The organism is Ureibacillus endophyticus (assembly GCF_024159215.1).
Classification (GTDB): Bacteria; Bacillota; Bacilli; order Bacillales_A; family Planococcaceae; genus Ureibacillus; species Ureibacillus endophyticus.
In genome coordinates, this window is sequence record NZ_JAMYWW010000001.1 from 2,973,064 (window position 1) to 2,993,082 (window position 20,019).

Annotated in this window: 18 protein-coding genes, 1 pseudogene and 2 riboswitches; of the genes and pseudogenes, 4 read left to right on the forward strand and 15 right to left on the reverse strand. The window is 36.6% G+C overall.

The features are described from left to right. The first annotated feature begins 51 nt into the window (after positions 1-51). Positions 52-975: a cysteine synthase A gene (gene cysK / locus NKR20_RS14800; protein ID WP_253427238.1), complete on the forward strand. Its 924-nt coding sequence runs from the start codon at positions 52-54 to the stop codon at positions 973-975. Positions 976-1,031: 56 nt separating this feature from the next. On the opposite strand, the gene NKR20_RS14805 is transcribed toward cysK, so the two are convergent. The 9 genes from NKR20_RS14805 to mutY all read right to left on the reverse strand — a co-directional run bounded on the left by NKR20_RS14805 (position 1,032) and on the right by mutY (position 11,470). Then, complete coding sequence (locus NKR20_RS14805) at positions 1,032-1,916, reverse strand: ABC transporter permease (RefSeq protein ID WP_253427240.1); 885 nt, start codon at positions 1,914-1,916, stop codon at positions 1,032-1,034. Positions 1,917-1,935: 19 nt separating this feature from the next. Then, complete coding sequence (locus NKR20_RS14810; RefSeq protein WP_121215742.1) at positions 1,936-2,940, reverse strand: ABC transporter permease; 1,005 nt, start codon at positions 2,938-2,940, stop codon at positions 1,936-1,938. A gap of 592 nt (positions 2,941-3,532) precedes the next feature. Continuing rightward, positions 3,533-5,161 carry an ABC transporter substrate-binding protein gene (locus NKR20_RS14815; protein WP_253427242.1) on the reverse strand — a complete coding sequence of 543 codons (1,629 nt, stop codon included), beginning with the start codon at positions 5,159-5,161 and terminating at the stop codon, positions 3,533-3,535. Between the two features lie 29 nt (positions 5,162-5,190). Then, entirely contained in the window at positions 5,191-6,165 is a 975-nt protein-coding gene (locus NKR20_RS14820; protein WP_253427244.1) for an ABC transporter ATP-binding protein, read from the reverse strand. Beyond that, positions 6,137-7,159, reverse strand: coding sequence for an ABC transporter ATP-binding protein (locus tag NKR20_RS14825; RefSeq protein ID WP_121215745.1), 1,023 nt, complete (start codon positions 7,157-7,159; stop codon positions 6,137-6,139). The genes NKR20_RS14820 and NKR20_RS14825 overlap by 29 nt, the downstream gene beginning before the upstream one ends. 308 nt (positions 7,160-7,467) lie before the next feature. Further along, the gene (locus NKR20_RS14830; RefSeq protein ID WP_253427246.1) at positions 7,468-9,192 is read right to left on the reverse strand and encodes an ABC transporter ATP-binding protein; all 1,725 of its coding nucleotides are present in this window, start codon (positions 9,190-9,192) and stop codon (positions 7,468-7,470) included. 148 nt (positions 9,193-9,340) lie between these two features. After that, positions 9,341-9,892 (reverse strand): nucleoside tri-diphosphate phosphatase, encoded by a 552-nt coding sequence (gene ntdP / locus NKR20_RS14835; RefSeq protein ID WP_121213262.1) that lies wholly within the window; start codon positions 9,890-9,892, stop codon positions 9,341-9,343. A 262-nt stretch (positions 9,893-10,154) separates the two neighbouring features. Further along, positions 10,155-10,340 (reverse strand): hypothetical protein, encoded by a 186-nt coding sequence (locus tag NKR20_RS14840; protein WP_253427248.1) that lies wholly within the window; start codon positions 10,338-10,340, stop codon positions 10,155-10,157. A 74-nt stretch (positions 10,341-10,414) separates the two neighbouring features. Next, entirely contained in the window at positions 10,415-11,470 is a 1,056-nt protein-coding gene (mutY, locus tag NKR20_RS14845) for an A/G-specific adenine glycosylase (protein ID WP_253427250.1), read from the reverse strand. A gap of 199 nt (positions 11,471-11,669) precedes the next feature. Between mutY and NKR20_RS14850 the strand changes: the two genes are divergently transcribed. Beyond that, positions 11,670-12,656 (forward strand): metal-dependent hydrolase, encoded by a 987-nt coding sequence (locus NKR20_RS14850; RefSeq protein WP_121213259.1) that lies wholly within the window; start codon positions 11,670-11,672, stop codon positions 12,654-12,656. 972 nt (positions 12,657-13,628) lie between these two features. Here the strand turns inward: NKR20_RS14850 and NKR20_RS14855 are convergent. The 3 genes from NKR20_RS14855 to recX are packed head-to-tail and all read right to left on the reverse strand — an operon-like array spanning position 13,629 to position 15,039. Next, the gene (locus NKR20_RS14855; protein ID WP_253427252.1) at positions 13,629-13,907 is read right to left on the reverse strand and encodes a YfhJ family protein; all 279 of its coding nucleotides are present in this window, start codon (positions 13,905-13,907) and stop codon (positions 13,629-13,631) included. Next, positions 13,908-14,237 carry a YfhH family protein gene (locus NKR20_RS14860; RefSeq protein ID WP_121213256.1) on the reverse strand — a complete coding sequence of 110 codons (330 nt, stop codon included), beginning with the start codon at positions 14,235-14,237 and terminating at the stop codon, positions 13,908-13,910. After that, positions 14,230-15,039, reverse strand: a complete 810-nt coding sequence (gene recX / locus NKR20_RS14865; protein WP_253427254.1) for a recombination regulator RecX — start codon at positions 15,037-15,039, stop codon at positions 14,230-14,232. Before recX ends, NKR20_RS14860 begins: the two co-directional genes overlap by 8 nt. Before the next feature lie 141 nt (positions 15,040-15,180). Between recX and pdaA the strand changes: the two genes are divergently transcribed. Next, positions 15,181-15,972: a delta-lactam-biosynthetic de-N-acetylase gene (gene pdaA / locus NKR20_RS14870; protein ID WP_121213254.1), complete on the forward strand. Its 792-nt coding sequence runs from the start codon at positions 15,181-15,183 to the stop codon at positions 15,970-15,972. Positions 15,973-16,114: 142 nt separating this feature from the next. Here pdaA and ribH read toward each other — a convergent pair whose 3' ends face one another. From ribH to ribE, 3 genes and pseudogenes are all read right to left on the reverse strand, one after another. Then, a complete protein-coding gene (ribH, locus tag NKR20_RS14875) occupies positions 16,115-16,582 on the reverse strand; it encodes a 6,7-dimethyl-8-ribityllumazine synthase (RefSeq protein WP_121213253.1) in 468 nt (155 codons plus the stop codon). 6 nt (positions 16,583-16,588) lie between these two features. Further along, a pseudogene (gene ribB / locus NKR20_RS14880) lies at positions 16,589-17,209 on the reverse strand (3,4-dihydroxy-2-butanone-4-phosphate synthase); the annotation flags it as partial. A gap of 19 nt (positions 17,210-17,228) precedes the next feature. Beyond that, positions 17,229-17,867 (reverse strand): riboflavin synthase, encoded by a 639-nt coding sequence (gene ribE / locus NKR20_RS14885; protein ID WP_121213251.1) that lies wholly within the window; start codon positions 17,865-17,867, stop codon positions 17,229-17,231. Between the two features lie 185 nt (positions 17,868-18,052). Continuing rightward, positions 18,053-18,183, reverse strand: a riboswitch (FMN riboswitch). Between the two features lie 122 nt (positions 18,184-18,305). After that, positions 18,306-18,436, reverse strand: a riboswitch (FMN riboswitch). A gap of 196 nt (positions 18,437-18,632) precedes the next feature. Between ribE and rlmD the strand changes: the two genes are divergently transcribed. Then, positions 18,633-19,994, forward strand: coding sequence for a 23S rRNA (uracil(1939)-C(5))-methyltransferase RlmD (rlmD, locus tag NKR20_RS14890; protein WP_419095299.1), 1,362 nt, complete (start codon positions 18,633-18,635; stop codon positions 19,992-19,994). Positions 19,995-20,019 lie beyond the last annotated feature (25 nt).

The window sequence follows — 20,019 nt, forward strand, 5'->3', positions numbered from 1 at the left end:
AGCTAGGTTAATTAGCCTAGCTTTTTGTAAATTTTTAAAGAAGGTGTCTACATGAAATTGCATAATTCTATTTTAGAATTAGTTGGAGATACTCCAATCGTGAAATTAAATAAATTACCTGCTACAGACGGCGCACAAGTTTTTATGAAACTTGAATCATTTAATCCTGGTGGAAGCGTAAAGGACCGCGCAGCATTAAATATGATTGAGCAAGCAGAAAAAGAAGGCAAGTTAACTCCAGGAGTAAGTACTGTAATTGAACCGACTTCAGGAAACACAGGGATTGGACTTGCAATGGTTTGTGCAGTAAAAGGTTATCGTTGCATCATCACAATGCCAGATAACGCTACGAAAGAACGCGTACTACTTATGAAAGCATATGGTGCAGAAGTTCACCTTACACCTGCAGCTTTACGTATGCAAGGTTCCATCGATGAAGCGATTCGCATTGCAGCGGATATCCCAAATAGTTATATTCCATTACAGTTTGATAATCCAGCAAATGCTGATGCGCATCGCCATACAACGGCTGTTGAAATATTAAAAGCCTTTGATCATCAACTAGATGCGCTAGTGCTAACAGCTGGAACTGGCGGTACTGTAACAGGAACTGGTGAAGAATTAAAGAAAGCATTGCCGAATTTAAAAATTTATGTGGTAGAACCTGCTGGATCACCTGTATTAGCTGGTGGTAGCCCAGGACCACATAAAATTCCAGGGACTGGCCCAGGATTCATTCCAAAAATTTTAAATCCTAATGTGTTCGATGAAATTCTTCATATTCAAGATGAAGATGCGGAAACAACAGCAAGACAACTTGCTGCACAAGAAGGGATTTTAGTTGGTGCATCAGGTGCAGCTTCTGCATACTTTGCGATTCAAAAAGCAAAAAAACTCCCACCAACAGCCCGCGTACTATGTCTAGCACCAGATACTGGTGAACGTTATTTATCTTCAGATTTATTTCCTTATTAAAAATTAGTTTCCGAGGAAATAGTAAAAGGTGAGCTTTTAGTAGCTCACCTTTTATGCTAATTTTTCATCTTCGGGTCTAACGCATCTCGTAACCCATCACCCATCAAGTTAAATCCAAGAACTGTGAGCATAATCGCTAAACCTGGGAAAACCATAGTCCAAGGTGCTGTCATTAGGTGTACCCGCGCATCTGAAAGCATCTTCCCCCACTCTGGTTGAGGTGCAACTGCGCCAAGTCCTAAGAAACTTAAAGCAGCCGCCTCAATAATGGCAGTAGCAATTGCTAATGTTCCCTGCACAATAATTGGTGAAAAGGAATTTGGTAATATGTGTCGTAGTAATATCCTTGAATCTTTCATACCTATTGCTTTAGCCGCAACTATATATTCTTCTTCCTTTACACTTAATACTTTTGAACGGATTAAACGACCAAAATTCGGAATGTTAATAATCGCAATAGCAATTAAAGCATTTTGTAAAGATGGCCCTAAAATAGAGACAATTGCAATGGCTAATAAGATACTAGGAAACGCTAGCATTATATCAAATAGCCGAGAAATGATAGTATCTAAAATACGACCATAATAGCCTGCAATAATCCCTAAAAAACTCCCTACAACTGCTGACATCACAACGGATAAAAATCCTACAGCTAATGAAATTCTGGCCCCATGAACAATTCGAGAAAAAATATCCCTTCCAAAATCATCGGTACCAAACCAAAACTCCCCGGATGGAGGAAGTAGACGTACACTTAAATTTTGATCGTTTATACCTTGTGGTGCAAAAAGAGGACCAAATAGAGCTAAAAGAATAAAAAATAGTACGATTACTGTTCCAACAAGAGCAGCTTTACTTTTTTTCAAGCTTCGCCATGCTTCTTTCCATGGTCCCACTGCCTTTTCTTCTACTGCTTTCATTTCCATTGAATTTGAAACCATCTCTATTTTTCTCCTCCTTTTAGTTATATTTAATTCTCTTATCAATTACTGTATATAAGATATCAACGATTAAATTAATCATGACAAACATAAAGGCAACAACTAATATCCCTGATTGGATAACCGTATAATCACGATAGCCAATTGCTTCATATATATAGCGTCCAATACCTGGCCAACTAAAAATCGTTTCGGTTAAAATTGCTCCTCCAAGTAACAAACCTGTTTGTAGTCCAATTACTGTTAAAATCGGAATGAGAGCATTTTTTAATGCATGTTTATAAATTACCACTGCCATCTTTTGACCTTTCGCCCGCGCAGTTCGAATATAATCAGAACGCATAACCTCAAGCATTGATGAACGTGTCATTCGTGCAATAATTGCCATTGGAATAGTGGCAAGGGCTAAGCCTGGTAAAACTAAATGTTTGATTGTTACAAGGAACTGATCAAACCGACCTTGTAGTAGCGTATCAATTAAATAGAAATGGGTTATGGCTGCGACAGGGTCCCTCACTTCTTCTCGCCCAGATGTAGGAAACCATCCTAGATTTATACTAAATGCCCATTGCTCCATTAAACCAAGCCAGAAGATTGGCATCGATACACCGATTAACGCTATTACCATAGCAATATAATCAAACCAAGAGTTTTGGAACCAAGCAGAAATAATGCCGGCATTCATGCCAATAATTACTGCTAATATCATTGCAAATAATGCTAATTCAAATGTTGCAGCTAAATACGGCCAAATCTCAGTTGTAATAGGCTGTCTTGTACGTAATGACTCACCTAAATCACCAGTAAATAGTCCTTTTAAATAATCAAAGTATTGAATATACCACGGCTGATTAAGTCCTAACTTTTCCCGTAATGCAGCCATTGCTTCTGCAGTAGCTTGCTGTCCTAAAATTACTTGTGCTGGATCACCTGGAATCGCTCGAATGATTAAAAATACGATAAAAGTCATTCCTAATAACACAGGAATTAAATGCAATATTCGCTTTCCTATGTAGTTGAACATAACTTCACCTCTTTCGATAGAGTAGCAAAATTTAGTTTTCATAGATTTGGAGCTCATTAAGCCGGTTTTGATTCGTTTATTTACGATATGAAGACTATTTGGACAGGGTTTTCATGTGATTTTGTCCTTCATCGGCTTTATGAAGACCATTTCTGCCGATTTTTCTTGCTGATTTGTCCTTCATCGGGCTCATGAAGGCCATTTGCACCAGATTTTCGTGCTGTTTTGTCCTTCATCGGCTTTATGAAGACTGTTTCTGCCGATTTTTCACTCGGTTTTGTCCTTCATTCGCCTTATGAATACCATTTTGATCAGATTTTCGTGCTGTTTTGTCCTTCATCCGCCTTATGAAGACCACTTTGATCAGATTTTCTTGCTGATTTGTCCTTCATCCGCCTTATGAAGACCATTTCTGCCGATTTTTCACTCGGTTTTGTCCTTCATCGGCTTTATGAAGACCATTTCTGCCGATTTTCCTTGTTGATTTGTCCTTCATTCGCCTTACAAAAATCACTTCGAACCAATGTCATTCTATATTAAGTTTAAAAATAAAGGAGAGGCACAGCACCTCCCCCTTATTTAGGCTATCTCATTATTGAATTGACACATTCACTAAGCTTTCTGATCCTGTTGGGTGTGGTAAATAGTTCGTTACACCTTTTTTCCCTGCAAGTAATGGGATTGAGTGCGCTAATGGTACCCATGGCGCATCTTCGTGAATAATTGCTTGCGCTTCTTTATATAACTGAATACGTTTTTCTTCATCAACTTCTGATTGAGCTGCGATTAATAATTTGTGAGCAGCATCACTTGAATAGTAAGCATAGTTGTTACTTCCAATGTTGTCTGCATCTAATAAAGTGTATAAGAAGTTATCCGCATCCCCGTTATCACCAGTCCATCCTAGTAAGAATGCATCCGCTTCTCCATCTTTCGCTTTATCTAAATATGTTGCCCACTCAAATGTAACAATTTTAGACGGGATACCAACATCCGCTAAATTCTTCTGAATTGCTTCAGCTACCTTTTGTCCATCTGGCATATATGGACGTGGAACAGGCATTGCCCAAAGTTCAATTTCTGCACCATCATAGCCAGCTTCCGCTAGTAATTCCTTCGCTTTTTCAGGATTGTATTCATATCCTACAATCTCATCATTGTATCCACTAATTGATGGAGGCATTGGGTTGACCGCAACTTCAGCGCGACCTTCAAAGAATGCGTCCACAATCGCTTGTTTATCGATCGCATAGTTTACTGCTTGACGCACTAATTTGTTATCAAAAGGTTTACGTGTATTTGTTAAACCTAAGTACCCAATATTCATGGATGGACGTTCAATTAGCTTAAGTTCTGGATTCGATTCAATTGATGCAGCATCAGAAGGATTGATACCATCCGCTAAATCGATTTCACCTGTCACTAATGCATTTAAACGTGCAGAGTTATCTGGTATTGCACGGAAAATAATTGTATCTAATTTTGGAAGTCCTTCTTTCCAATAGTTTTCATTTTTCTTTACAGTGATAGAATCATTACGTTTCCACTCTACAAAGACAAATGGACCTGTACCAACTGGATTGTCACCAAATTTATCACCTGCAGATTCAAATGCTGTTGGTGATGCAATCCCAAATGGACTCATTGCAAGATTTTTTAAGAATGGCGCTTGTGGTCGAGATAATTCAAATACAACTGTATTTTCATCTACAGCTGTAACAGTTTTAATGATGTCTTCTCCTTCAGCTTTAAACATGGAATTGAAATAATAGAATTGTTCTTCAGTACCTGCTTTCCAACGTTCAATGTTTTTCACTACAGCTTCAGCGTTAAAATCTGTTCCATCGTGGAATTTTACACCTTCTTGTAAATGGAATGTATATGTTAAGCCATCATCGCTTACTTCCCATTCCTTCGCTAAACTAGGTTGAATAGTTGTATCTTGTTCACCGAATTCAAGTAGTGTCTCAAAGATATTTTCTGTAACCTTAAATGACTCACCATCTGTAACGATCGCAGGATCAAGTGATACTGAATCACCACCACGACCAAATACCAAAACTTGAGGAACTGATTCATTTGTTGTTTCTTCTGTTGCTTTACCTGATGTTTCTGTTTTTGCTGGTTCTGTCGTTTCTTCATTGTTACTACATGCTGCTAGAATTGCTGTTAGAGCTAATAGTAGAAATAGCCCAACTGACCAAAGTTTGTTTCTTCCCATAATTACCCTCCCATGTTTCTTAATCTATGTCATTGTTGCTCGCCGATTAGATGACAAGCAACAGAGTGACCTGACTTAACTTCCACTAATTCAGGAACTTTCGTTTGGCATATGCTCGTTGCATAGGGACATCGCGATTGAAATGTACAACCTGAATCTGGTATTGAACTCGCTGTATCTCCCTTTAGCATGATTTGCTCCCTTTGATACGTTGGATCCGGAATTGGAACCGCAGAAAGGAGTGCTTGTGTATATGGGTGAAGTGGTTCTGCATATAAAGACTCACTTGGAGCGATTTCTACGATTCTACCTAAATACATCACTCCAACACGATCACTTATATGTCTAACAACACCTAAATCATGGGCAATAAAAATATAAGTAAGTTTTAAATCTTCTTGTAATCTCTTCATCAAATTTAAAACTTGTGCTTGTATGGAAACATCAAGTGCAGAAACTGGTTCATCTGCAATGATTAGTTTTGGATTTGTCATCAATGCTCGGGCAATACCAATTCGTTGACGCTGCCCTCCACTAAACTGATGTGGATAACGCTGTGCATGATAAGCACTTAATCCTACTATTTCTAAATACTCTTCAACTCGATTTTGCCTTTCCTTTTTATTTCCGATCCCGTGCACAATTAACGGTTCTTCCAGTATCTTTTTAACCGTGTGTCTAGGATTTAAAGATGCATAAGGATCTTGGAATACCATTTGAATATCTCGCCTTGCTTTTCGCATTTCTGTTTTTGAAAGCGATGAGAGTTCAACATTCTGAAACACTATCGATCCATCAGTTGGCTCTAGTAATCTCATAATCATCCGACCCGTAGTTGACTTTCCACAACCAGATTCCCCGACAATCCCGAGTGTTTCACCTTCATAAACTTCAAATGAAACATCGTCAACCGCCTTTACATAGCTCATATTCTTATTTAACAAACCGGCTTTTTTAGGGAAATATTTTTTCACTTTATCGACTTTCAGCAACACGTTGGACATTTTTAATCCCTCCCGCTTCTTGTAAGAAACACCTTGAACGATGTTGTTGTGCAGATTCAACTTCATATAATGGTGGATTTTCGGATGTACAGCGGTCCGTTACAAATTCACAGCGGGATGCAAATCTACATCCAACAGTAATTGATCCCGGTTTTGGAACATTTCCTGGTATAGAATACAAACTAGACTTTTTATATCTCATATCCGGTACAGATTGGATTAATCCAAATGTATACGGATGTTGGGGATTTTTGAAAATCTCATGTACAGGTGCTTCTTCAACTATTTGACCTGCATACATGACAATCACTCGTTCACACGTTTCAGCAACAACTCCTAAATCATGTGTGATTAGTAAAACTGCAGTATTTAGTTGTTCATTAAGTTCTTTCATTAACTTTAAAATCTGAGCTTGAATTGTCACATCTAAAGCAGTTGTCGGTTCGTCCGCTATTAACAACTTAGGACTGCATAGTAGGGCCATCGCAATCATGACTCTTTGTCTCATACCACCTGATAATTGATGAGGGTAATTATTCATTAACTCCTCGGCTCTAGGTAAACCAACAAGTTTCATCATTTCAATCGCTCTACTTTTTGCTTGTTTTTTCTTCCAATCTTTATTGTGAATACGAATTGCTTCTACAAGTTGATTGCCAATTGTATACAGGGGGTTTAGCGATGTCATTGGCTCTTGAAAAATCATTGCAACATCTCTTCCCCGTACTTTCCGCATTTCCTTTTCCGATAAACTCGTTAAATCCTGACCATCAAGGAGTATTTGGCCAGATGTAATTTTTCCTGGGGGTGAAGGTACAAGACCCATGATAGACAATGATGTTACACTTTTTCCGCAGCCTGATTCTCCTACGATTGCTAATATTTCGCCTCTATTAACATGAAAACTAATATGATCAACAGCTGGTATTGCTCCTTCATCTGTAAAAAAGGTCGTTTCTAAGTCTTTAACTTCTAGTAATGTTCTCTTTCCCATCTCAATCCCCCTTAAGCAAAATCATCCGAAATATAAAGAAAATATAAAACTATCTAGCATATGCTGAAATAATAGAGAAAATGAAATCTCTTTTTAATATGCTAAGATATTTTCACTTATGATAGATTTCACCAAAATTCTTTCGACATCTAAATTCAGCGCCAACACTTTATTCATCTAAAACACTAACAAATCAACCTGTTAAAAAGTGTTGATATTACTGTGTTTTGCTTAAGATCGAGATAAATAAAAAAATGCCGAGCAAGTCGATTCATGACTTACTTGGCATTTTTTTGTCGTACTATTTTTTAGTCTAATTTTTGAATTTGGAAGAGATCATAATAGACTCCCTGTTTTTCCATTAATGTTTCATGGGTACCTTGTTCTACTAATTCGCCATGATCGATTACAAAGATTTTATCTGCGTGAGTAATCGTTGATAGTCTATGAGCAATGATTATCGTTGTACGATTGCTTGCAAGACGGTCCAGTGAATCTTGGATAAGTGCTTCACTTTCTAAGTCTAAAGCAGAAGTTGCTTCATCCAACACTAAAATTGGAGGATTTTTCAGAAATACTCGTGCAATCGCAACTCGTTGTTTTTGACCGCCTGATAACTTTACTCCGCGCTCTCCTACTTTTGTGTCGTAACCATTTGGCAATGTCATAATAAAATCATGGGCATTTGCCGCTTTTGCTGCAGCAATAACTTCCTCATCTGTTGCATTAGGATTACCCATTAGAATATTTTGCTTAACGGAATCGCTAAATAAGATGTTGTCTTGCAACACAATCCCGATTTGTGAACGTAAAGAACTAATGGATACATCTGTAACATTATTTCCGTCAATCTTAACTGCACCATTTGTAACGTCATAGAAACGAGGGATTAAACTTACGATTGTGGATTTTCCACCACCACTCATTCCAACAAAGGCAGCTGTTTCACCTGGGTTAATAGTAAAATTGACGTTTTTTAATATCATTTGACCATCTTTTTCATACTGAAACTCAACATTTTCAAACTCTACTCTTCCTTTAACAGGAGGTAATGTATTAGCATTTGGCTTGTCTTGAACATCGTAAGTTTCATCCATCAGTTCAAACATACGATCCATTGATGCAATAGATTGAGTTAATGTAGTAGATGAATTCACTAAACGGCGTAAGGGGCTATAAAGTCGTTCGATATAGGCAATAAAGGCAGCCATTGTCCCAACAGATAAGTTGCCATTAATTACTTCAAAACCTGCATAACCAATAACTAGTAATGGTGCAATATCTGTTATTGTATTTACAACAGCAAAAGATTTCGCATTCCATTTGGTATGGTCCAAAGCCGCATCTAAAAATTGACCATTTTCTTTATCAAAGATTTTTTGCTCATGTTTTTCTAATGTAAAACTTTTAATGATGCTGATTCCACTAACCCGTTCATGCAAATAACTTTGAACATGGGCCAAAGCTTGTGATCGTTTTCGTGTTAAATCTCTTAATCGACCAAAGAAATACTTCACACTGATTGCGAAAAAAGGTAGTGAAATGATTGAAACGATTGTTAATTTCACATCCATTGCCAACATAATACCTATTGCAATAAGTATCGTAGCGACATCCAACCATAAATTCATTAAGCCAATCATAATGAAGTTCTTCGTTTGTTCTACATCATTTATCACACGGGAGATAACTTCGCCCGCGCGAGTATTTGCATAATATTTTAAGCTTAATCTTTGAAGGTGGCCGAAAAGTTCTTGGCGGATATCAAATAACACTTTATTTCCGACATGTTGTGCATAATATTGGCGGTAATATTCAATTGGCGGTCGAATAATAAAAAATAGTATCACTGTTCCACCTAGCCAATATAACAATGCCCTCATTTTTTCAGCATCTGTTAAATCTGGGGCTCCAATTATATTATCAATAACAATTTTGATTAAAATAGGAATAAACAATGGTATGGCAAATTTTAATATACCTATAATAATCGTTATGATAATTTCCCACTTGTACGGTTTTACAAATCTCATGTAACGATTTATACTGCTCAAATTAGATTCACTTCCTTATGTGTTCCTTGCCAGTATTTAATTAGTTGTGCCCAATTAAGTACATATGAAAACTATACGCTATTTTCTTTTCATGTACATTAAAAGAAGCCTACTGAAAACAGTAGACTTAAATTTTTTCATTAGATTGCATTTCTTTATGGAAAGAATATCGATTTGTCCAAACCTCAATAAAATCGGGTGCAAACGGCCCTCTTTTTTGTTTAATCCAGCTGATTAACTTATTAACATTACGTTTTAAAATTTTATCAATAACTTCTGGATAGCCCATTTCTTTTTTATGCAATTCATATTCATCTTCATCTAATAACGTATACGACATATCCGGAAACACTTTTACATCTAAGTCATAGTCGATATACTTGATTGCATTATTATCGAACACAAAGGGCGAACTCATATTACAGTAGTAGTAAACTCCATCTTCTCTTAACATACAGATAATATTAAACCAATGTTCCGCATGGAAATAGCATATTGAGGGTTCTCTTGTTAACCATGTTCGTCCATCTGATTCTGTCACAAGCGTCCGTTCATTTGCACCGATAAATATGTTCTTCGTACCTTTTAATACCATCGTTTCTTGCCAGACACGGTGGATGCGACCATTGTGCTTATAGCTATGTATTTGTATCGTTTCTCCTTCTCTCGGTATTGCCATTGTATTGCCCACCTTTTCGTCTATTGCTTTCACCTGTAACAGTCTATTAGGTATATTATAACAATGGTTCACAAAAACTTGTAGCATGAAGAACATATTTTCACAATACCTGTAAAAATAAATAAAATTAAACGGATACTGAGAAAATTTTACATTCAAAAAAGGGTATAAATGTAAGTTGTTTTAGGTAAAATTTAAGGTATAGACACAAAATGTCTATACCTTAAATTGACTTCAACGTCTAATTAAGATGTTGTCATCATTAGTTGTTATTACGGTTATTATTACGTTGGTTGTTTTGTTGGTTTTGTTTTTGGTTTTGTTGACGTACTTGTTGGAAGTCTTGGTCAACTGCGAACTCTTCATTGTTGTTGTTATTGTTGTTGTTATTGTTGTTGTTACGGAATTCGTTGTTGTTATTGTTATTGTTGTTATTTCTTCTCGCCATATCAATCACCTCCATGCTAAATATGATGGTCTGATATGGTCGAGATTATTCGACAAAAAATAAAATAAAATAAATTAATTCAGAACATTCACAATCTTCTGCATTGGCACTGACATCGGTAATTTTTTTATTTCATCCTTTGAGTAGAACCCAGCATTACTAGGAATTTCTGAAATTAGTTCAACTTTCACTAAGGAACATTCCATTTCCCATATTAAGTGGGAGAAAATATGTTTAAAGGAAAGTAAATTGTTATTAAGTACTTTTTTTATACTACTTCCATAGTGAGTTGTAAACTGTTCTTCGGAATTCATATCATCTTTTATTTCAATCATCGGAAATTGCCACATGTCTGCAAGCAACCCCTTACTCGGACGTTTTTCTAATAAATAATGATCATCCGAATTAATGGCAACATAAACTTTATACTGTACTTTCTTCGTCTTTGTTTTTTTCGTTTTTATAGGTAACTTGTCCATGTCACCTTCATGAAAGGCAGTACAGTAATCTCTCACAGGACATAATAAGCATTTTGGAGAAGTCGGTGTACAAATCATAGCACCGAGATCCATTAACCCTTGATTAAAATCTCCTGGATGATCCTGATCGATTAACATTTCAACTGCCTCTTCAAAAACTTTCTTAGTTTTTGGAAGCGCGATATCTTCTTCAATATGTAAGACTCGACTTAAAACACGCATAACATTCCCATCTACTGCATGTTCGGGCTTTTTATAGGCAATACTTAAAACTGCTCCTGCTGTATACGGTCCAACACCTTTCAGTTTGGATATGTCGTGCCGATTATCCGGTACTACTGAATTGTACTTTTCAACAACTTCTTTAACACCTGCTTGTAAATTACGCGCTCTCGAATAGTAGCCAAGCCCTTCCCACATTTTTAATAGCTCTTCTTGGGGTGCATAGGCCAACGATTCTAATGTTGGGTACTTTTCTAAAAAACGATTGTAATAAGGGATTACTGTGTCTACGCGTGTTTGTTGTAACATTACCTCAGAAACCCATATTTTATAAGGGTCAGAAGTTCTTCTCCACGGTAAATCTCTTTTCTCTCTTTGAAACCATTCAACTAAATTTTGTCGAAATTGTTCTTTAAATTTATAATTCACACTTACCTCCGACAGATTTCGATTTTATTTTAATTAAAAAGGGTATAATATAGTCATATTGATTGATGAAAATTTTACAAAAAACTTCTAATTTGACAGAAAATGCTTTTTTAAACTTAAGCATTTGGCATATTAAACATGCATTCCCGAGTAGCAGATGTTTTTTATTAAACATTTGCGTTTACAAGGAGTTGATATTTTGGATTCAGGAACTCATTTAGTAATGGGCGTTGCATTAGGTGGTTTAGCTTTAGTTGATCCAGTTGTCGCAAATCACTCAATGACATTCGGAGCAGTTATGGCTGGAACGATACTCGGATCACAAGCACCCGATGTAGATACAATATTAAAACTTAGAAATAATGCAGTCTATATAAGACATCACCGCGGTATAACCCATTCTATACCAGCCGTTCTTTTATGGCCAATTGGAATTACTGTTGTTTTATCGTTAATTTTCCAAGAAGCGAATGTATTACATCTGTGGCTTTGGACATTTTTAGCCGTATTTTTGCATGTATTTGTCGACATTTTTAACGCTTACGGAACCCAGGCGCTAAGACCGTTCTCTAGAAAATGGGTTGCGCTCGGCGTAATTAATACCTTTGACCCTATCATATTTGGTATTCACTGTATCGGAATTCTACTTTGGGTATTCAATTTTGATCCAGTGAGAACTTTTACAATTATGTATTTAATCATAATTGCTTACTATATCGTTCGCTTCGCTTTACAAAGTGCGGTGAAAAGAGCTGTAATTAACACAATCCAAGATGAAGATTTTGTCATCGTTGCCCCAACAATGCGTTTTTTCAATTGGCGTATCGCTGCAAAATCAAAAACCCATTATTATGTAGGAACTGCATATGGGCGAACAATTAATATTTACGATAAATTCGAAATCCACCCTATTCCCAAAACACCAATTGTTGATAAAGCTATGGAAGATGTCAATTTACAAGCATTTGTCTCTTTTTCACCAATTTATCGATGGGAAATTTCAGAAGTGGATAATGGATTAACGGAAGTGCGTTTAATCGATCTACGCTATCGAAGTAATGATCGCTATCCATTCGTAGCAGTAGCACATATCGATGAAAACCTAAACATCGTGAACTCTTACACGGGTTGGATATTCAGCGAAGACAAACTACAACGAAAACTCCAAATCGGTGCTAGTGATTAGAAAAGCGGAGCGCGTTCGTTCTGCTCCGAAAGCAACTGGAAGAATCAACAAAAGGGCGCTTTTTGCCCTTGAAGGCGATTCTGAAGTTGCCGAGGAGCTAACGCGCGTAGCTAGACAATGGAAAAGCGGAGGCGGCTTGTTTAGCTGCGAAAAAAACTGGAGACTCCTGCCAAGTGTGCTTGCACATGCAGAAAGGAGTTGAAGTTTTCGAGCAGCTAGACAATCAGAAAAGCGGAGCGCGTTCGTTCTGCTCCGAAAGCAACTGGAAGAATCGACAAAAGGGCGCTTTTTGCCCTTGAAGGCGATTCTGAAGTTGCCGAGGAGCTAACGCGCGTAGCTAGACAATAGAAAAGCGGAGGCGGCTCGTTTAGCTGCGAAAAAAACTGGAGACTCCTGCCAAGTGTGCTTGCACATGCAGAAAGGAGTTGAAGTTTTCGAGCAGCTAGCCGCCGCAGCTAGACAATCAGAAAAGCGGAGCGCGTTCGTTCTGCTCCGAAAGCAACTGGAAGAATCGACAAAAGGGCGCTTTTTGCCCTTGAAGGCGATTCTGAAGTTGCCGAGGAGCTAACGCGCGTAGCTAGACAATAGAAAAGCGGAGGCGGCTCTTTCTACCAAACAGAAAGCCTAAATCTAAATACACAATTAATGGTCTTCATTATTTACAATGAAGACCATTTTTTATGTTATATGGTTTTTATTTTTATGAATACGATTTTGAACGTTTTCCAGTGCATTTTTAGTCTTCATCACAGATATGAATACCATTTTGGGCAATTTTCAGCTCAAATTCCGTCTTCATCTACGGTAAGAACACTATTTTGAACAATTACCGGCGCAAATTTCGCCTTCATCAGGGGTATGAATACCATTTTGAACGATTTTCAACACAGTTTTCGTCTTCATCATCGGTATGAATACCATTTTGAACGTTTAAAGCTCTGTTTTCCTCTTCATTACGAGTTATCCAAATTCTTAATGCAAAGACTCATCATCATCATCATCTAAAAAATGAGCATACTTAGGATTTCTACTTACAAACTCATGGATTTTATCTCCGTAGCTTTCTATCCATTGTTTAATAATACGCTCTGTATATTCAGCTCCGCGATAATCGTAGCCGGCTTTAGCATATGTTGATTCAAAGTCTGACCAAAGAAGTTCTACCCAAGTACGTGCTTTATTTACAGATAAATTTGGGTTTCTGCCGGCCAATTCTTGAGTTAAGCGATCGATTATTTCATTTACAGCCATTTATTTCCCTACCTTCATCGGTGCTAATATTGAGATGGGTAATGCCTCTTCATAGCGTTCCCCACCTAAGCGGTAACCCCATGCAAAACGTCCTTTTAAATATTCCACTTTAAAGAACTCTCCTGGTGCCCCATTTATGCGATACATTTCACCTGGCACAATTGTTTTCGGATCAATTAAATACGCCTCTGCCATTAATGCTTTACGTTCATATACTGCATATTCATTCACAATTCCAAGTTGTTCAGCTTTTCTTGCCTTTTCTCGAAGCTTTCTAATTTCGTCTTGTAGTTCTTGCTCCGTCATTTCTGCATAGCTTTTTTCATTCATCGTTTTCTGTCTCCTTTTGCTCAATAAATTGTTCAATTGCTTCTATCGGAAAGCCTTTTTGATAAAGGGCTTGTTTTACTTTCATGTATAGCTCACTTCCAGAAAATTTCGCACTATATTTCCTCCAAATTTTATCACCTTGAAGCTCAATCATTTGTTGCCATTCATCATCTTCTCGCTCAATGTGAATTTGGTCAAGTATTTCGTTCAATACTGAATAGGAATAACCTTTCCGGAGCAATACATCCTGCACTTTTTGTTTGATTTGCATCGGTGTTTTTTTGTTATTTGCCCGTACTGTTTTTTCAGCTAAATCCATGGCTATTTTCACTTGTTCTTCATATGTAAAAGAATCTAATACTTTCTTTTGGGTTTCTTTATCAATTCCCTTTTTAATTAAATCTTGTTTAATTGCGCGAGGACCTTTTTTTGCTGTTTTTTTCCTCGTTTCAAGTAACGCTTTTGAATAGGTTTCATCATTTAATAATCCGATTTTTTCAAGCTTACGAATGGCTTCTAAAACAACGGATTCCCCAAATCCTGCATCTAACAGTTTTTTCTTTACCTCATATTCACTGCGCATTTGGAAACTTAAATATTGAATAGCACGATTAAACGCTTTTGCAATTTCATCTTCATAATTAATTTCATCAATATCAAATGGTTCGAGTATTTTTCCTTTTGTTAATCCAAACTTAATTAATGTAGACTCGTCCACAGCAAATGCGTATTTTTCATCTAAATAAATATTATAACGTTCTGGATTGTTTTTTTGACGGGTTATTTTTGAAATAACTGGCATAGGAACACTCCTTCTACAGTTAGTATACACGTATTATTTCATTTTTGATGGGATTTTCACATTATGGTGACTTAGATAAAGAAATTCGCATAATGCAATTAATTTCGCACAACATAACACAAAAGGAGGCAATAAGTAGTTATGGGAAAACGTCATATTTTCGGCTTTGCCATATGTGTCATTGTCGCTACACTCGTATTTTCATTTATAAAACCTGAAATCGCCAGCGCCAACTCTTATCATTGGGGCTTTACTAAATCAAAAGACGGAATGCCAGCAGATGCAGGGGCAAAATTTGAAACAATATTGAAAGAACACGGTGCTTTTTATCGAGGAAATCCAAATAAAAAGGTAATTTATTTAACTTTCGATAATGGTTTTGAAAACGGCTATACGGAAGGCATTTTAGATACTCTCAAAAAAGAAAAAGTGCCAGCAACCTTCTTTTTAACAGGACATTACTTAACAAGTGCATCGGATTTAGTAAAAAGAATGATAAAAGAAGGACATATAATAGGAAACCATTCTTACGGACATCCCGATATGTCTAAATTATCTGATGAAGAACTTGTGAAGGAATGGAAAAAGTTTGATGAAAAGCTAAAAGAGGTCGCTGGAATTGAACGTACATATTACGTTCGCCCACCAAAGGGAATTTTCAGTGAACGCGATCTCAGAGTAGGTAATGAGCATGGCTATACGCACATTTTCTGGGATACTGCATTTGTTGACTGGCACGCTGATTCAACTGTTGGTTGGGAGTATGCTTATGATGAGTTAATGACACAACTACATCCTGGAGCAGTCATTCTATTGCATACCGTAGCAAAACATAATGCAGATGCTCTACCTAAATTCATTGAAGATGCAAAAAAAGAAGGCTATACTTTTGGAACATTAGATGATTTAGTAATGGAAAATTTAACTGAATAATTGGCTGTCTGAAAAGACTTTTGAGACAGCCAATGTGCGCCGAGGATGGTGGCATCTTGATGCGACCACCGCAGAAGCAATACTTACTAAAATATCTTTATCGAGAAGAAGAGGTGTCCAAATTTTTGGACACCTCGCTTTTTTATTTAAACATTCTATTTAAATTCGCCATTTCAATAGCTGAAACTGCTGAGTCATATCCTTTGTTTCCAGCTTTTGTACCAGCACGTTCGATAGCCTGCTCAATATTTTCAGTCGTCACAATTCCAAAAATCACTGGAACATCTGTATCTAATGAAACTTTTGCAATTCCTTTTGCTGCTTCGTTACATACATAATCATAGTGAGTAGTTGAGCCACGGATAACTGTACCTAGGCCAATTACTGCATCATAATTCCCCGTTTTCACCATTTGTTTTGAGATAAATGGTACTTCAAAAGCACCTGGAACCCAAGCGATATCAATATTTTCTTCCTTTACTCCATGACGTTTTAGTCCATCAAGAGCACCGTCTAATAATTTTGAAGTGATAAATTCGTTGAATCGACCTACTGCAATACCTATTTTTAAATCTGTACCTATTAATTGTGCTTCAAAAATTTTCCCCATTTGCTATTCTCCTTTTACCATCATCAATTTTTTTGTACGAAAGCGAACTAAATCTTCTATTGAAATGATTTTTAAATCATGTTCTTTTGCAAATTTTTCCAAACCTTCTAAACGTAGCATTGTTCCGTCATCGCCCATAATTTCGCATATTACACCTGCAGGGCTAGACCCACATAAAGTAGCTAAGTCTACAGCTGCCTCTGTGTGCCCTCTTCTTTCCAATACCCCATTGTCCTTAGCAACGAGCGGAAACACATGGCCCGGTCTTCTAAAGTGGCCTGGTTTTGCATTTTCATTAATGATTTGTAAAATCGTGAAGGAACGTTCATATGCACTAATCCCTGTCGTTGTTTCAATATGGTCCACACTAACAGTAAATGCTGTTTGGTGATTGTCCGTGTTATTTTCAACCATTGCATTAAATTGTAGTTTTTCTGCAAGTTGTCTTGTAATTGGCGTACAAATTAAACCTCGTCCATATGTAGCCATAAAGTTAATATTTTCAGGAGTTGCAAATTCCGCTAATATCACTAAATCGCCTTCATTTTCACGATTTTCATCATCTACAACAATAATGTTTTTTCCTACTTTTAAATCCTCTAATGCTTCTTCTATTGTGTTTAACATTTGTACCACCACCTTAAATTTAAAAACCGTTTTGACGTAAAAAGTCTAAGGTTATATTTGATTTATCTTCAGTTTTTCTTAAATGGTGCATAACATACTTTCCTAGCATATCTGTTTCTATATTGACCTGATCGCCTACACTTTTTATCCCCAAAATTGTTTCACTATAAGTATGCGGAATAAGTGATACCGTTACACTCTGTTCGCTCACCTTAAATATAGTTAAACTTGTTCCATCAATGGTAATGGAACCTTTCGGAATACAATTTTCTGCTAATTCTTTAGGAATTTCGATTTCAATGTAAACTGCATTTGACACAGGTTTTTTACTTCGAATCGTTCCAACTCCGTCAACATGACCAGAAACAAAATGACCACCAAAACGTCCACCTGCACTCATTGCTCGTTCCAAGTTAACATAATCTCCTAATTTCAGCGTATGAATCGTTGTGGCTTTAACAGTTTCAGGCATTACATCTACAGTCATTTGCTCATCGGTAAAATGAGTAATTGTAAGACAAACACCATTCACTGCAATACTGTCACCTAAATTCGCATCAGTAAGAATTTTTTTCGTAGCAATTGTTAGCTGCATACTTTTTTCATCTTTTTGAATTGCTGTGACACGTCCTCGGTCTTCAATAATTCCTGTAAACATTAACTCACCTCTTTTTAAATAAATTAAAAAACCCCTAAAGAAAGGAATCCTTAGGAGTTGGGAGTGTTGTTCTATGCGTCAGATTTCGTCTATATACACGACATAATTTATTACGAAATCATTTAACTAACCTAATTTAGGTATAGTTAAATAAGCCTTTCGAAAATCAATTTTTCAAAAAGCGCCACATCCTTCTCCCATCCAGACTATACTGTCGGCTTTGGACTCACACCAAATCCTGCTAATAATTAGCTCACGGGCTTAGAATTTCTTCATCACCGTCGATTGGGAATTTCACCCGACCCCGAAGGATAAAACGAATATATTTAGTTTGGTTAAATTAAATAAAAAAATCCCGAAAAAGGTCCGGGATTAACTAGAAATGTAAAATGGCAATACTAAATAAGACCATTAAAAATCATTATTTTAATAGCATTTTACATCCTTCTCCCATCCAGACTATACTGTCGGCTTTGGATTCGCACCAAATCCTGCTAATAATTAGCTCACGGGCTTAGAATTTCTTCATCACCGTCGATTGGGAATTTCACCCGACCCCGAAGGATAAAATTATTTAATTTGAATTAAACATATCATGAATTTTCAAAATAAACCACAAAAAAATTCTTTTAATTCGATTATTCATATTAATGTACATCATTATACAAAGCAAAATATCTCCACTTGCTTTACATAAACTCTCAGCTATAATGATTAAATGAACTTATTAAAGGACGTGAACGCGATTTGAGCGAAAAAGTTTTAATGGAAGTAGGACAAAAATTTCCGTTAACGATTAAACGATTAGGGATAAATGGTGAAGGGGTTGGGTTTTACAAACGCAATGTAGTCTTTGTAAAAGGTGCCTTACCTGGTGAAGAAGTAACGGTGAAAGTTTCGAAAGTACAACGCAATTTTGCTGAGGCTGAAATTTTAAAAATCCGTAAACCTTCTAAGGATCGCCAAGAACCATTGTGTGCAATTTATGATGAATGTGGTGGATGTCAGCTACAGCATTTATCCTACACTGGGCAGTTAAAAGAAAAAAGAGATATGGTTGTACAAGCATTAGAAAAATATGTAAAACCATTAGCTGAAACGGTAGAAGTTCGTTCAACGTTAGGAATGGACAACCCTTGGCACTATCGAAACAAAAGTAGTTTCCAAGTACGCAAAGAAGGTAAACGTGTTTACGCAGGATTATTTACTGAAGGGACAAATAAATTATTAAATATTAATGATTGTGCTGTTCAACATCCGTTAACATCAAAAATTACCGTTGCTACACGTAAAATATTACAAAAACTAAATATCACAATATATGATGGAAAAACTTTAGACGGTTTAGTAAGAACAATCGTTGTTCGAACTGGAATCAAAACAGGCGAAACTCAAGTATGTTTAGTCACAACGAGAAAAGACCTTCCACATAAACAAGAACTGATTGAACGTATGCTAAAGATTGATCCAAGTATTGTTTCTATTACTCAAAATATAAACAGAGAGAAAACCTCCCTTATTTTTGGTGATGAAACAATCGTTTTACATGGTAAAGAAACAATCCACGAAGAATTAGGGGAACTTGCATTTGATTTATCTTCCCGCGCTTTCTTCCAACTAAATCCTGAGCAAACGGTTCATTTATATGACGAAATTAAAAAAGCTGCTAACTTAACTGGAAAAGAAAAAGTTGTAGATGCTTATTGTGGTGTTGGTACAATTGGATTATGGCTAGCCCCTCATGCGAAAGAAGTTCGAGGCATGGATGTTGTACCTGAAAGTGTAGATGATGCAAAGAAAAATGCAAGAAACCATGGATTTAAACATGCTCGCTACTATACAGGAACTGCCGAAGAATGGCTTGCAAAATGGCGAAAAGAAGGCTTTATTCCTGATGTGATTACTGTAGACCCACCACGTACTGGCTTAGCACCAAGTTTTATTAAAACCGTAATGAAAATTCAACCAAAACGATTTGTATATACTTCTTGTAACCCTTCAACTTTCGCCAAGGATTTACAAGAACTCACAAAAATCTACAAAGTGGAATATATTCAACCTGTTGATATGTTCCCACAAACAGCAAGGGTAGAAATTGTAGCGAAGTTGACGTTGAAAAATAAATAAAAAATAACAGAGATCTTCTATAATA

Bases quoted from the DNA above. Each gene is read 5' to 3' on its own strand.
- NKR20_RS14815 (WP_253427242.1), bottom strand. From the start codon at position 5,161: ATGGGAAGAAACAAACTTTGGTCAGTTGGGCTATTTCTACTATTAGCT.
- ribH (WP_121213253.1), bottom strand. From the start codon at position 16,582: ATGGGGAAAATTTTTGAAGCACAATTAATAGGTACAGATTTAAAAATA.
- NKR20_RS14805 (WP_253427240.1), bottom strand. From the start codon at position 1,916: ATGGTTTCAAATTCAATGGAAATGAAAGCAGTAGAAGAAAAGGCAGTG.
- NKR20_RS14860 (WP_121213256.1), bottom strand. From the start codon at position 14,237: ATGAATGAAAAAAGCTATGCAGAAATGACGGAGCAAGAACTACAAGAC.
- cysK (WP_253427238.1), top strand. From the start codon at position 52: ATGAAATTGCATAATTCTATTTTAGAATTAGTTGGAGATACTCCAATC.
- NKR20_RS14820 (WP_253427244.1), bottom strand. From the start codon at position 6,165: ATGTCCAACGTGTTGCTGAAAGTCGATAAAGTGAAAAAATATTTCCCT.
- pdaA (WP_121213254.1), top strand. From the start codon at position 15,181: ATGGGAAAACGTCATATTTTCGGCTTTGCCATATGTGTCATTGTCGCT.
- NKR20_RS14830 (WP_253427246.1), bottom strand. From the start codon at position 9,192: ATGAGATTTGTAAAACCGTACAAGTGGGAAATTATCATAACGATTATT.
- NKR20_RS14810 (WP_121215742.1), bottom strand. From the start codon at position 2,940: ATGTTCAACTACATAGGAAAGCGAATATTGCATTTAATTCCTGTGTTA.
- ribE (WP_121213251.1), bottom strand. From the start codon at position 17,867: ATGTTTACAGGAATTATTGAAGACCGAGGACGTGTCACAGCAATTCAA.
- recX (WP_253427254.1), bottom strand. From the start codon at position 15,039: ATGCCAGTTATTTCAAAAATAACCCGTCAAAAAAACAATCCAGAACGT.
- NKR20_RS14840 (WP_253427248.1), bottom strand. From the start codon at position 10,340: ATGGCGAGAAGAAATAACAACAATAACAATAACAACAACGAATTCCGT.
- rlmD (WP_419095299.1), top strand. From the start codon at position 18,633: ATGGAAGTAGGACAAAAATTTCCGTTAACGATTAAACGATTAGGGATA.
- NKR20_RS14855 (WP_253427252.1), bottom strand. From the start codon at position 13,907: ATGGCTGTAAATGAAATAATCGATCGCTTAACTCAAGAATTGGCCGGC.
- ntdP (WP_121213262.1), bottom strand. From the start codon at position 9,892: ATGGCAATACCGAGAGAAGGAGAAACGATACAAATACATAGCTATAAG.
- NKR20_RS14825 (WP_121215745.1), bottom strand. From the start codon at position 7,159: ATGGGAAAGAGAACATTACTAGAAGTTAAAGACTTAGAAACGACCTTT.